Origin of the sequence: Cyclobacterium salsum, from assembly GCF_010119245.1 — a bacterium.
Lineage (GTDB): Bacteria > Bacteroidota > Bacteroidia > Cytophagales > Cyclobacteriaceae > Cyclobacterium > Cyclobacterium salsum.
Window position 1 is genome coordinate 75368 of sequence record NZ_WNKG01000012.1, and the last position, 13303, is coordinate 88670.

Here is a 13303-nt window from a genome sequence, read left to right on the forward strand (position 1 = left end):
ATACCCTTGTTTTTTTCAGTTTTTCTTTTCCGAAACGTCCCATTTTAATTAAATGGATAATTGACCATATACATCAATCTTGCCCGCATTGGCATAATAGAATTTTGCTGAGCAGGTATTTCTGTCCAATTTTCCATTCAATATTTCGATATCTTTCCTTCTTGTTTGAAAAAAATAGTACCATGTCCTTTAAATTACCACTTTTCATTTTTATTGTGCTGATCGCTGCAACCTCCACACTTTTCGCTCAGCAAAATTATTCCGGAACCATCATAGACAGCCAAACCAGGGAACCCCTATTTGGTGCCTACGTCTATCTCAAAAACAGTGATGGCGAAACCCTGAGTTCCACCTACACGGATTTTGACGGAAAATTTGAAATCAAAAAACCTGGAAAAAATGAGTTTTTGGTGGAAGTATCCTTTATCGGGTACCAAACCCTGCAAGAAAATAGGACCGCTCCCCAGGGAAACGATTTGGGTACATTCGAACTGCTAAGTGATGGGCAGGAAATGGAAGCTTTTGAGCTTTCTGCCGATGCGCTTACGGGAGAAGTGAGGGGCGATACGGTCGCTTTCAATGCCAATGCCTTCAAAACCCGGCCGCAGGCAGATGCAGATGAGCTGGTACGGAAAATGCCCGGTGTGGTGATTCAAAACGGCGTCATAGAAGTGCAGGGAGAAGAAGTAATGGAAGTGCTGGTAGATGGCAGGCCCTTTTTCGGAGACAATCCAGCCGCCGCTCTTAAAAACCTTCCGGCCCAGGTGGTGTTGAAAATCGAATTTTTGGATCAGAAAAGTGATGAGGCCCGGCTGACCGGATTTGACGATGGAGAAACCACAAAAACCATCAATATCATTACCAAACCAGGAATGAGGGCAGGTAGGTTTGGGAAGTTCTATGGGGGATACGGAACGGATAACAACTACATTGCCGGGGGCAACATGAACTTTTTCAATGAAGCCCAGCGCTTATCCATACTTGGATTAAGCAATAATATCAACCAGCAAAACTTCGGCGAGGATGAATTGGGAAACATCGAAGGCGATGACAGCCGCAGGGGAGGTAACGAACTGGCCGTAGGCGAATTGCCGGGAATTACCAATACCAATGCAGTAGGAGTGAACTTTTCAGACGAATACCAGGACGAAAAGCTAAAGGTCACCGGGAATTACTTGTTTAACGACCGGGACAATGTCCTAACCCGAAGTTCTTCGCGGGAATACATTTTGCCCAATGACAGTCTGCAGCTCTACAATGAGGATAGAAACAATCAGACCCGGACGCAAAGTCACCGCATGAGCGCGCGAATAGATTATAATATTAGCGAACGCCATGCCCTGATATTAAGGCCCAGATTAGGCCTGGATTACCGGAAATCCACCACCATTCGGGATGCTTATAACCTTTTTGATGAATCCACTCCCATCAGCCGCAACCAAAACACCACCACCTCGGAACGACAATCGTTCAATTTTAGAAACTCCCTGAATTACAGGTATAAGTTTACAAAGGAGGGAAGGGCATTGTCTACCTATATTTATACCAGTACCTATGATAGCGACAGCAATTCGGATCTGGTAGCGGTAAACGAAAATTTCCAGACTGCCAATGTGGATTCTCTGATCCAATTCAGAAATAACCTTTACTCTAGTTTTTATTACAGCACCGGGATAAGCTATTTTGAACCGATTAGCGAACGTTCCCGATTGAGAATCGGCTATCGGCTTTCCAACAATGCCTCCGACACTGATCAGGAGGTGGAAATTCAGGAAGCCGAAACGGACCTTGTCCGCCTGGACAGCGCCCTGACCAATCGCTTCGAAAATCAATACATGACCCATAGGGGCAGGCTGGGCTACAGTTATAAATCCGAAAAACTGTCTGTCTACAGCACGGTAAGCTACGAATCTGCGAATATAGACAGTGATCGGCTTTTCCCGGGCTTTGAAAATACTCAAAGGAGCTTTTCAAATATACTCCCAAGAGTAGTGGTCAATTATCAATTGGGAGAATTCAGTAACATGCGGGTGGATTACAATACGGATACGGACGCGCCTTCCATCCGGCAATTGCAGGATGTGATCAGCAACGCCAACCCCATGCAAATCTCCAACGGAAACCCGGATCTGGACCAGGAATACAGTCACCGGCTTTTTACCCGTTTTCGCAAGATCAATCCGGAAACCAACCGTTCCCTGATGTTCTTCCTGTATGGCAATATCCGCAATAACTACATCGGAAACGAAACCTTCGTCGCCGCAAAGGATACCCTGATTCAAAAGGATGTCCTGCTCAACCAGGGAGGTCAGTATACCCGGCCGGTAAACCTGGACAATTATTACGTATTCCGACTGTATGGCAGCTATGGGTTCCCACTGAAATTCATGAAAAGCAACCTGAACATCAATTCCTCTTTCACGGTTCGAAACCGACCAGGAATTATCAATGGGCAGGAAAACTTTAACACTAATTCTACCTTTAGTCAGGGAATCAACCTAAGCAGTAATATCAACGACAGGATTGACTTTAACCTTTCCAGCAGAGGGAGTTTTAATACCGTAAGGAGTAGTCTTCAGGAAGACCTGGAAAATAATTATTATACCCACCGCACCCGTGCGGACCTGTTTTGGAATTTCCTGGGGGGGATTTTTATGGGCGGCAGTGTCAATCACCAGGTTTATTCCGGGTTGGGAGAGGGCTTCGACAGGAGCATCATGCTGGTGAACCTGGATTTGGGCTACCGAATCCCGCCCAGCAATAAAACGGAAATCAAATTGACGGTCTTTGACCTGCTGAACCAAAACGTAAGCATCGACCGAAACGTGACCGATGTGTACGTGGAGGACGAACGAACTCAGGTATTGCGGCAATTCTTTATGCTCAGTATAACGTATAACCTGAGAAGATTCGGGGGTTATGACATGGCATTATAATCAGAGCCGCATTTAGGAAGCAGGTCAAAAGGCACACATCTTAATGAGCATCCAGGTATCTGGGGCAGGCATGATGTGCTTACTCTTTTGCCGTAATTGCTACTTTATAGATTTGTACAAAATCTTCTTCCACTTCCGAATTGAATTTGGACAGCCACCAGAGCGCTCCGTCTCGCACCAAGAATTGGCGATGATCCAGGGATTCGGGCAGGGGTAGCTTTTGAATGCCTTCCCCCTGATGATCCATCAGGAATAGAGCAGGAGGGTATTTATCTTTGATGCTTTCCCTGAAGGTACTGTATTCTTCCCGGTTATCGATCGTCAGGTACCTTTCCCGGTCGGCAAAATCATAACCGGGACTAAAAGAGCTGAGCAGGTAGTCTCCATAGACTTTAAGGGTATGTGTTCTGCCAGCCGATTCATCGTACGCAATGGATTTTGGGTCTGCCTTTGCCCGTTCGGTCCCCTGACCTGCGTTGTAATCCGGATAGGTAATGGGTTTCCGTTCCAGCAGCCGGTGCGGCGGGTGGATATCATATACGTTGAGGTGGGGGTCCGTCCCGACAATAACCAGGAGTTTATCCTCCAAAATGGTAAAGCTGGGACTCATTTCCGGAACTTCAAAGGCCTTTCCGCTGGTTCGGAAGGGGCTTTCTTCTTCCAGATGAATAATCCGCTCGGCAGACCCTTTTTCGGGATCAAATTTTACCAGTAGTTGAAATTGATCGTAGTATTCATCCTGCGTTTTGTTGTATTGACCCCGGGCTACCAAACCCTTCTGGTAAAATATTCCTTCGTGTTCCATTAATTCCGAGTCGGCCGCTGCACGACCACCAAAGAAAGGAACATCTTCCTGAAATTTCCGGTGGCTGGCAAGCTTACCTTCGGCATCAAATTCGAAAAATCCCATGTGCGAAACCAGGGAAATGTGGTCGTTGTCCTTTATTTGGGCGGTACTCCATAGATACTGGCCATAACTGCCTTTTTCATCTCCCTGTTTGTCCAGGTTGAGTAAATGGTTTCCTTCAAAATCGGTTAGTACAATAATGCCTCTTTGCCTATCGTGAAGCAGTACCCGCTCCCGGGAAGGATCCACATCCATTAAATCCAGCAATCCGGCATATTCGACTCGAATGCTATCGGTTATTTCCAAGGAAAAGGACTGCGATTCCTGCTTTTTTTCCTGCTGGCAGGAGAAAGCAAGAAGGGCAAAAATACAGAAAGAAAAAGGGGCGATCTTTTGAAGGCATTCCATGGTTTTGTTTTTTTTGAACTAATCTAATAATCTGTCATGTAAATACCAAGCTGTCAGTAAATTATTTACGCTTTCGCCTTTTAGTCAGGGAAAGTAGGTCAGTTGCTGTTTATGGATATATCCTTACATTTGGGCTATCATGAAAGAGCTATTGGAAACCATAAAAGGATGTACTCTCTGTGAAGCTCATCTTCCATTGGGTCCCAACCCGGTTTTGGCGGCCAGCAGGAATAGCCAGGTACTGGTCATTGGCCAGGCTCCGGGCACCAAGGTACACGCGACGGGCATCCCCTGGAACGATGCCAGCGGCAAAGAATTGCGACGGTGGCTGGGAGTAAGCCCTGAACGGTTCTACGATCCGGCCATCTTTGGAATCGTACCCATGGGCTTTTGTTATCCCGGAAGGGGCAAAGGGGGAGATTTGCCACCTAGACCCGAGTGTGCGCCAACCTGGCATCCCGCTTTGTTGGAAAACATGCCGGGCATCAAGCTTAAACTTCTGATCGGGCAGTATGCCCAACGCTATTACCTGGGAAAGGCCCGGAAGAAAAACCTGACCGAAACGGTTCGTAATTTTCGGGATTACCTGCCGGAATTTTTTCCATTGGTTCACCCATCTCCCAGAAACAAATTGTGGCAGAAACGAAACCCCTGGTTTGAGGAAGAAGTGTTGCCTGCCCTCAGGAATCAAATGGAGTCTATTTTGTAACGGTTGGATGGTTAGTATATCCTTCCAATCAGTTGGGTTTTTGCCATGTATTTTTTGTTTCTATTGACAAATACCCTTATTTTCCGAAATGAAAAATTCCAGACGCTCATTCATAAAAAAAGCAGCTTTTGTGACCGGTTCTACCTTTGGTATACCTTATTTTATACCCGCTTCTGCTTTAGGAAAGGACGGGTTTGTTCCCCCCTCTGATCGGATCAACATGGCTTTTATCGGTGCCGGAAATCAGGCAGGAAACGATGTGCAGGGTTTTTTGCCAGACAAGCGGGTGCAAGTGACTGCCATTTGTGATGTGAATAAAAAGAGTTCCGGGTATTGGAATGGAAAGGTTGCTGGTAGGGAATACATACAGCAAGTGGTGGATGACTATTACTCTGAAAAACAAGGAAAGTCTTATCGTTCGGCAGCAGGTTATACCGATTTCAGGGAAGTCTTGCAAAACAAATCCATCGATGCGGTGGAAGTAGTCACCCCGGACCACTGGCATGCGATTCCCGTGATGATGGCAGCCGCGGCAGGAAAGCACATTTACTGTCAAAAACCACTTTCCCTGACCGTAGAAGAGGGCAGGGCCATGAGTGATGCCGTACGAAAATATGGCGTTACCTTTCAGACCGGAAGTCAGCAACGATCCAGTCACCATTTTAGAAAAGTTTGCGAGTTGGCCAGAAACGGACGACTGGGAGAATTACATACCGTTACCTGCGGGCTTCCCGGAGGCACCCCGGATTTTGGGAAAACCGGACATTTAACCGAAACCGTCCCGGTTCCGAAGGATTTTGATTACGATATGTGGCTGGGACCGGCACCGGAAGCTCCCTACAGTCCCTGCCGAACCCATGTCAATTACCGCTGGGTAATGGATTATTCCGGTGGAAATGTGACTGACTGGGGAGGACATCATCCGGATATTGCCCAGTGGGGCATGGGGACAGACCATACCGGACCGGTAAAAATACAAAATGCCCAGGCGGTCTGGTCCGATCATCCGGTCTGGAATACCGCTGTTCGCTTTTATTTCGAGTGCATTTATGAAAATGGAGTGAAACTGATCATCCAAAGTGATAAGGATTTTGGCGTAACTTTCCAGGGTTCGGAGGGCTCGGCATGGGCAACCCGTGGAGACCACAAAACCAATCCTGAAGGATTGATTGACTCGGTCACGGGACCAGGAGAAACATCGCTCTATGTAAGCGATAATCATTACCAAAATTTTATTGATTGTATCCTATCGGGAGAAGAGACCATTGCTCCTGCAGAAGTAGGACACCGCTCCATTACCCTGGCCCACCTGGGCAACATCGCCATGATGCTGGAACAAGACCTGGATTGGGACCCGGCTAAGGAACGGTTTATTGGGAATTTTGCCGCCAATCAACTGTTGGGAAGGACGATGAGAGAACCTTGGGGATCCCTTTACCAACGTTTACGGGTTTAGCAGGAATTTTTAAGCTGCGCTTTTTTGTGGGTATGGTAAATTTCCTGACAAAAGTCAGTCGATGGAATGAGCGTTTTTAGGTTTTTTGGTCGGTGAAGGAAGTAATTTTGTGTTTCCACTCTTTTTAAATAATAAAAAGAGAATAAGTTATCGTACCAAATTACCGTATATGTCCATGATTCATAGCTTTCATATCCCGGTCATGGGATTGGGATTTACTGTTGACAGCCCATTAAAGGTGGCCCGTTTCGGAATTGCTTCTGTGGTATCCATTATGGATGACCAACTGCTGGAGGATATGCGGAGCATTCACTCCCGCAAACTAGGGATTCCGTTTTTTCCGATCGAAGACAAAGAACCCGATTCCCGTGCTAAACGGGTCAGGGCCTACCTGAATTTTTTGCAATCTGTCGTAAACGGACAGGTTGGTAAAATGAGAAAAGAAGCCTTCGGTGAGGGCAATGAAATAGATACCTATTTTGACTTGTTGCCGGAAGAACATCCCTTAAATCAGCTGCATTCCCGCATGCAGCAGGCCAGTGGTGCGGAAAAATGGACCTTACAGGAGGAGTTGAGAAAGGAAATCGTGCCGGGAAAGATTGATGTGAACATCATGACGAAGGTAGATAAGATCAATTATACCAAGGATGGCCAGCCTTTACCACGGGAATATTCTGATGCCCTGGCGGCTTTGCGTGGATTTGCGCAAAGTGAGGTAAATGGCGGTGTGGTGTTTTCAGCAGGCATGAACCCAGCCTTGTACAGCTATGCCGGGGAATTTTCCGATTTCTTCCCGAATCAGGACGGGATCATTAAAAAACCCATTATTCTGAAGGTTTCGGACTACCGCTCGGCCCTTATTCAGGGAAAATTTCTGGCAAAAAAGGGGCTCTGGGTATCCGAGTTCCGCATTGAATCCGGCTTGAATTGTGGCGGCCATGCCTTCGCTACCGATGGTTTTCTGGCCGGCCCCATTCTGGAATCATTTAAGCAAAACAGGTCCAGCCTTCAGGAGGAGCTGTTTTCTATTTGTCAACAGGCCTTTCAAGAGAAAAACCTACCTGGGCTACCCGAAGGCACCCGGCCGAACGTTACCTATCAGGGAGGCATCGGAACTGCAGAAGAAAATCAAATGCTCTTGCATACCTACGAATTGGATGGTACCGGATGGGGGAGTCCCTTTTTACTGGTACCTGAGGCGACCAGTGTAGAAAAGGATACCCTGGACCGATTGTTAAAAGCCAAAAAGTCCGACTTTTACCTGAGCCGCGCTTCTCCTCTGGGCGTTCCCTTTAATAATCTCCGAAACAGTAGTGGTGAGGAACAGCGCAAGGCCCGTATTGACAAGGACCGGCCGGGAAGCCCCTGTTACAAAAAGTTGCTTTCGTCCAATACGGAATTTACCGAAAAACCCATTTGCACGGCTTCCAGACAGTACCAACTTCTGAAAATCAAGCAAAGGGAAGCAGGTGAGATTTCTGCTGAAGTGCTGGAGGAAGTGTTGGACAAAGACTGTCTATGTGAAGGCTTGGGAGCACCGGCCATTCTTGCCAGTGGGGAAACACCCCGGAGAAATCTGAAAGCAGTGACTATTTGCCCCGGCCCTAACCTGGCCTATTTTAAGGGGACCTTTAGTCTCAGCGAAATGGTCGGTCACATTTATGGGAAGCTACAGCTTAATTTGGATACCGAACGTCCTCATGTATTCCTGAAGGAACTGGAGCTGTATGTGGACCATTTAAAAGCTGAAATGGCCGCCGCCGTTCCCGAGAATGCCCGGAAATTTGAGAAGTATGTAGAAAAATTTCGAAAAAACCTTTCTGAAGGAATTAGCTACTACCAGGAATTGAAATTCATGTGGTCGGCAGAGAATGAAAAAATGCTCGATAAATTGAAAGACCAGGTATCTGGTTTGACTTGGGAGTTAGAGCAAGCCTGAAATCTAACACAAGTGGAGGAGTTCGCGATTTTAGATGGGGAAGATTACCCGTTGAGATCATCCTACTAGCAAGAAGAAAAAAGGGTGTTTACACTACATGTGGCTATTGAGGGTCATGTTTCCTGCGTAAACGTAAACCCGGTCCGGAATTCATCCAGACTGGGTTTTTTGATAGTACATTCTTTATTGGGAGCTATCTCAAGAGCTAATACCTACTATTCAGGCATTGGGGGATAATCTGTGTATCCTTTAGCCCCTGGAGTATAGAAGGTATCACTATCCCATTCGGCCAGGGAAGCGTTTTTCGCAATACGGGCTACCAGATCGGGATTGGATACAAACGGTTTGCCAAAAGCGACGGCATCGGCCAGGCCTTCCTTTAGGAATAGGTTTCCCTTGTCCCGGTCAAAACCTCCGTTGATAATCAGATTTCCCTGGTATTTTGGACGGTATCGTTTGGCGATTTGAGTTTCAGCATGAGGTAACGCCGACACATCCGTGAACGGTTCGGAAAGATGCAGGTAGGCCAGATCGTAGCGGTTCAGTTTTTCCACGATGTAGTCAAAGGTAGGAATGGTTTCTTCATCCAATGTCATTCCGAAAAGGCCATGCAAGGAGGGATTTAGCCTGAGACCAATGCGGTTTTCAGGGAGAACTTCCTTCACGGCATCAATAATTTCAAACAAAATTCTGGCACGGTTGGTGATACTGCCGCCGTATTCATCGGTTCGAATATTAGAGGTACGGCTAAAGAACTGGTGCAGCAAATATCCGTTTGACGAATGGATTTCTACCCCATCAAAACCAGCTTCCCAAGCGTTTTTGGCCGCATTGCGAAAGTCAGAAATGGTTTGCTTGATCTCCTCCCGGCTCATTTCTTTGGGTGTGACCGTTTCTTTAAAGCCTTCTGGAGTAAACGCTTTGGAGTCAGGGTTAATAGGAGAGGGTGCAAGCGGCAGCTCTCCCCCGTGAAAATCCGGATGGGAAATCCTTCCTACGTGCCACAGTTGGATAAATATCTTGCCGCCTTCTTCATGTACCGCCTGGGTGACCTTTTTCCAGCCTTCCACCTGTTTGGACGTATGGATGCCGGGTGTATTGATATAACCCACCGCCCTTGGTGAAACTTGAGATCCTTCGGTAATGATCAGTCCGGCAGTGGCCCGCTGGCGGTAGTAGCTGACATGCAGATCAGTGGGAGCCTTTTCCGGATTATCAGCACGGCTCCGGGTCATGGGTGCCATTATTACCCGATTGCGGAGCTCCATATCCGCCATGGTCCAATTATCTAATAGGGGAGTAGTTTTCATTTTTATGGATTAGTTTGTATTTAAATTTCCTTATAAGCTTAGCTGTTTTCATGCCAAACAACTTTTGATTTTTAAGAAATGCAAGCCAAAAATATGTGTATACAACAGATGTCAGTACATGATAAGTTCTGCTTAGTCCCTATATTTTGACTTAAGAGGAATTTAAATTTCTAATTATATCATAAGTAGTTGGATAAAAGGGTATTGCATGTATCAATAAAAAAAGATAAAAATATCCTTTATTTCGGGGAAAAGCGTAACTTTGAACTATATAACGCACTGTTCTTTCCCACAATTAAATTTCCTGAGAAAGCAGGCATTGTCATATTAAATCTTTTCTGAAAATGGATGTAGATTTTTGGTACCGTAAATGGCTTTTCCATTCTTGCAATTTTTCTAAGTATGGGGTTCATCTTTTATTTTAGATGGCGAACGAATGCTCCTAAAACGGGACAAGCAAATTTCCACCTACATGTATAAAACATCCGGGAAAAAGAAGGAAATGGATTAAATAACAAACTGCAAAATTATAAAAACCCTTTCTAACGGTAGTATAAAGTTGAATTTTTAATAAAAAAGACAAAAAAGTATTTTATTTATAAAATAAACTTATTAACTTTGATTCGGGTAATTTGCCAGAAAAAGGCAGAAGACGTTCTTTTACCGGACCAACTGAAGTTGTTGGAAGTAAAGATATCTGAAAGTAATTGAGTGTCGGAAGAGTAATGAGAAGAAGAATTTTGAAAAAATGATAACCAATACATAAATGTTTTCAAAAGCTTGTGAATACGGAATCAGGGCAGTGATCTATATCTGGTCCCAAAATAAAAGGGGAATCAAATTGGGGGTAAAAGATATTTGCAAAGAAATAGACGCTCCGGAATATTTCACGGCTAAAATATTGCAATCCCTGGCAAAACAAAACTTGGTTAGTTCTACTAAAGGACCGAATGGCGGGTTTTACATTGACGAGGACCAAGAAAACATGCGCTTATTGGACCTGGTGATTGCCATTGATGGAGATAAGCTGTTTAATGGTTGCGGGTTGGGATTGAAGCACTGTTCGGAAAATCACCCTTGTCCCATACATGATGAGTACAAGGCCATCCGGGATGGGCTTACCCGGCTTTTGTCTGAAAAGTCATTGAAGGAGGTGGCCAGCGAGGTAGCCTCCGGCAAGGCCACGCTGAGCCGCGTACTGAATCCCTGATGTTGTATATATATAAATAGGTTGCTGATGGTAGTGAAGAAGGAAATTGAATCGATTGCGGAGATCCGGGAATTGGTGGACACTTTTTACGATAACGTTCGAAGGGACCCGTTGTTAGGACCGGTTTTTGAAAAACGGATTGGAGATAGTTGGGATGCCCATTTAGGGAAAATGTACCGGTTTTGGCAGACAGTATTGCTTCAGGAACATACCTATCATGGAAGTCCCTTTTCGCCCCATGCGACCATGCCGATCGGGGAGGAGCATTTTCAGCGCTGGTTGCAGTTATTCCAGGAGACACTAAAGGATAACTTTACAGGGGAGAAGGCAGATGAAGCACTGTGGAGGGCGGAGAAAATGGCCCAAATGTTTCAGCTGAAAATTGCCTATTACCAGGAGAATCACATTCATCCGATTGGATAAAATTATTCTGAGATCTCCAATTTCCCTATTTAATTTATATTGAAATAGCTGCTTGAAACAGAAGTAGCTACGGAAAGGGAATCCATCCCGAAAAAATAAATTCAGGAGCCTCCTCATCATCATTTTTTTAAAAAGGACAAAATTATCCGAAAATTATATGTAATTTTGTTTTTCAATCGTATTTGCCTAATTGGTATTGTAAAATATGAAATATTCGGAGAGCTATGTGGAGGTGGGATTATTTTTCCATTTAATGACAAATCAATGAGGAAATCCTGGGTTTTAGTCGTTTTACTCAATTTTTTGATTGCTGCCGTTTTTGGTGGGTTGCTTCGTGCTGCATTTGTCTGGGAAATCAGTTGGATGGATTACCGGAACCTGCTTCATGGCCATTCGCATGTGGCTTTGTTGGGCTGGCTCTACCTAGGATTCTTTTTGTTAATCCACGGGCAGTTGATTCCGCAAGAGAAATCCCGGAAGGTCATATACTCCATTCTTTTTTGGATCACACAATGTACCGTTTTGGGTATGGCGGTGGCTTTCCCAATTCAAGGATATGCTGGATTTTCTATTTTCTTTGCCACGCTGCACATTTTTAGTAGTTACCTGATGGTTTTTCAGGTATGGAAAGATCATGATCGGTCCAATCCCCAGGTAACGCTGTTGTTAAAGACGGCCTTGGTCTTTCTGGTGTTATCAACCGTGGGGGTTTGGGCACTGTCTGCGATTATGGCGACGGGGGGAAAGGCCGGCTTGCTTTATCAGATAGCCATCCAATTTTACCTGCATTTTCAATTCAACGGCTGGTTGCTTTTCATTTTACTGGCATTGTTGGTAAAACACCTGCAAAACGGTACCTGGCTTACAGATCATTTTCGTCTTATCTACCGCATTTTACTCGGCAGCCAGATTTTAACCTTCTCCCTGGTAATTTTTTGGGCGTATGAGTCCTATTGGGCCTATTTGGTCCATGGGCTTGGTGCGCTGCTGCAAGGTTTAGTGGGTATGGTGATTTTATATCATTTAATAAAAGAAGGTAGCTACCTGCCAAAGCAAATAAGTACGTGGCCTTTTGCGAAGTTGGCAATACTAGTCGTTGGAATCCGTGTTTTGTTTGAGCTATTGTTGGTTCTTCCATACCTGGCAGAAATGGCAGTGGTCCTACGACCCATCACTATAGGATTCATTCATCTCAACATGTTGGGTCTGTTTTCCGCCTATTTGTTGTTTGCCCTATATCCGGGAATGGATCAAAAAAAACGAACCGTCTGGCTTACGGTCAGCATCTTGTTCTTTTATCTGGGTTTTATAGGTTCGGAATGGTATCTGTTTTTGCAAGGCTTTTTTTACTGGCAAGAGTGGGGAAGACTGCCTTGGTTTTACGAGGGGCTTTTCATTACTTCTTGCTTATTAATTCTTGGAATAATAATTTATATATCAGATATATATAGAAAAATTTATTTTCAGGCAAAAAAAAAGTATATTTATATATAAATCTATATTCATATTCCTTAAACGAGGAAGGTAGGTAAATCAAATTAAATCCAATGCACGATGAAACAATTCAAAAAACTAATTTTCTGGTTTCCCTTACTACTGGTCTTTTCCTGCGGAGGGGGGGAGACCTCCCAAAGTCAAGGTGAGGAAGCCTCTACTCAAACTGCTGAAAAGGAGGAACCCGAGACCATTAAAATGGGTAAAGGGGTTGGCGAATTTACGGAGGTGGAAGTTTCAGATCCGCTTAACGATGAATGGATAGAACGTGGACAAGCCATTTACGATTTGAAATGTTCGGCTTGTCATAAGCTCACCGATCAGCGCGTAGTCGGCCCCGGGTTTCAGGGGGTAACCAATCGTAGGAAACCGGAGTGGATCATGAATATGATCACCAATGTGGATGCCATGCTAGATCAGGATCCCACCGCCCAGAAGTTATTGGAAGAATGCATGACCCGCATGCCCAATCAAAATATCAAACCGGATGATGCCAGGAAAATCCTGGAATATTTCCGTCACAACGATATGGAAACGGTCGGTCAAAAAGACCAGGCTATTTAATTCCTAA

The 13303-nt window shown here is 45.1% G+C and carries 10 protein-coding genes; 8 read left to right on the forward strand and 2 right to left on the reverse strand.

Annotated features, from left to right (window positions below; genetic code table 11):
• Positions 1-182 precede the first annotated feature (182 nt).
• Positions 183-2936 carry a TonB-dependent receptor gene (locus GJS45_RS19545; protein ID WP_162343558.1) on the forward strand — a complete coding sequence of 918 codons (2754 nt, stop codon included), beginning with the start codon at positions 183-185 and terminating at the stop codon, positions 2934-2936.
• A 79-nt stretch (positions 2937-3015) separates the two neighbouring features.
• Here the strand turns inward: GJS45_RS19545 and GJS45_RS19550 are convergent, their stop codons facing one another.
• Positions 3016-4191 carry a hypothetical protein gene (locus GJS45_RS19550; protein WP_162343559.1) on the reverse strand — a complete coding sequence of 392 codons (1176 nt, stop codon included), beginning with the start codon at positions 4189-4191 and terminating at the stop codon, positions 3016-3018.
• Between the two features lie 139 nt (positions 4192-4330).
• Here GJS45_RS19550 and GJS45_RS19555 point away from each other — a divergent pair, with 139 nt between their 5' ends.
• The 3 genes from GJS45_RS19555 (at position 4331) to GJS45_RS19565 (ending at position 8295) form a co-directional block, all read left to right on the forward strand.
• Positions 4331-4900 carry a uracil-DNA glycosylase family protein gene (locus tag GJS45_RS19555; RefSeq protein ID WP_162343560.1) on the forward strand — a complete coding sequence of 190 codons (570 nt, stop codon included), beginning with the start codon at positions 4331-4333 and terminating at the stop codon, positions 4898-4900.
• A gap of 88 nt (positions 4901-4988) precedes the next feature.
• On the forward strand, positions 4989-6356 hold the full coding sequence (locus GJS45_RS19560) for a Gfo/Idh/MocA family protein (protein WP_162343561.1): 1368 nt from the start codon (positions 4989-4991) through the stop codon (positions 6354-6356).
• A gap of 169 nt (positions 6357-6525) precedes the next feature.
• A complete protein-coding gene (locus GJS45_RS19565; RefSeq protein ID WP_162343562.1) occupies positions 6526-8295 on the forward strand; it encodes a hypothetical protein in 1770 nt (589 codons plus the stop codon).
• A gap of 215 nt (positions 8296-8510) precedes the next feature.
• On the opposite strand, the gene GJS45_RS19570 is transcribed toward GJS45_RS19565, so the two are convergent.
• Positions 8511-9605 (reverse strand): alkene reductase, encoded by a 1095-nt coding sequence (locus GJS45_RS19570; RefSeq protein ID WP_162343563.1) that lies wholly within the window; start codon positions 9603-9605, stop codon positions 8511-8513.
• Between the two features lie 766 nt (positions 9606-10371).
• On the opposite strand from GJS45_RS19570, the gene GJS45_RS19575 reads away from it, so the two are divergent.
• From GJS45_RS19575 to GJS45_RS19590, 4 genes are all read left to right on the forward strand, one after another.
• The gene (locus GJS45_RS19575) at positions 10372-10815 is read left to right on the forward strand and encodes an RrF2 family transcriptional regulator (RefSeq protein ID WP_162343564.1); all 444 of its coding nucleotides are present in this window, start codon (positions 10372-10374) and stop codon (positions 10813-10815) included.
• A gap of 27 nt (positions 10816-10842) precedes the next feature.
• Positions 10843-11238 (forward strand): group III truncated hemoglobin, encoded by a 396-nt coding sequence (locus tag GJS45_RS19580; RefSeq protein WP_202928131.1) that lies wholly within the window; start codon positions 10843-10845, stop codon positions 11236-11238.
• A 264-nt stretch (positions 11239-11502) separates the two neighbouring features.
• The gene (locus GJS45_RS19585; RefSeq protein ID WP_162343565.1) at positions 11503-12732 is read left to right on the forward strand and encodes a hypothetical protein; all 1230 of its coding nucleotides are present in this window, start codon (positions 11503-11505) and stop codon (positions 12730-12732) included.
• Positions 12733-12792: 60 nt separating this feature from the next.
• Entirely contained in the window at positions 12793-13296 is a 504-nt protein-coding gene (locus GJS45_RS19590) for a c-type cytochrome (protein ID WP_162343566.1), read from the forward strand.
• Positions 13297-13303 lie beyond the last annotated feature (7 nt).

Coding starts and splice junctions, on each gene's coding strand:
- GJS45_RS19545 (WP_162343558.1), top strand. CDS start 183: ATGTCCTTTAAATTACCACTTTTCATTTTTATTGTGCTGATCGCTGCA.
- GJS45_RS19550 (WP_162343559.1), bottom strand. CDS start 4,191: ATGGAATGCCTTCAAAAGATCGCCCCTTTTTCTTTCTGTATTTTTGCC.
- GJS45_RS19555 (WP_162343560.1), top strand. CDS start 4,331: ATGAAAGAGCTATTGGAAACCATAAAAGGATGTACTCTCTGTGAAGCT.
- GJS45_RS19560 (WP_162343561.1), top strand. CDS start 4,989: ATGAAAAATTCCAGACGCTCATTCATAAAAAAAGCAGCTTTTGTGACC.
- GJS45_RS19565 (WP_162343562.1), top strand. CDS start 6,526: ATGTCCATGATTCATAGCTTTCATATCCCGGTCATGGGATTGGGATTT.
- GJS45_RS19570 (WP_162343563.1), bottom strand. CDS start 9,605: ATGAAAACTACTCCCCTATTAGATAATTGGACCATGGCGGATATGGAG.
- GJS45_RS19575 (WP_162343564.1), top strand. CDS start 10,372: ATGTTTTCAAAAGCTTGTGAATACGGAATCAGGGCAGTGATCTATATC.
- GJS45_RS19580 (WP_202928131.1), top strand. CDS start 10,843: ATGGTAGTGAAGAAGGAAATTGAATCGATTGCGGAGATCCGGGAATTG.
- GJS45_RS19585 (WP_162343565.1), top strand. CDS start 11,503: ATGAGGAAATCCTGGGTTTTAGTCGTTTTACTCAATTTTTTGATTGCT.
- GJS45_RS19590 (WP_162343566.1), top strand. CDS start 12,793: ATGAAACAATTCAAAAAACTAATTTTCTGGTTTCCCTTACTACTGGTC.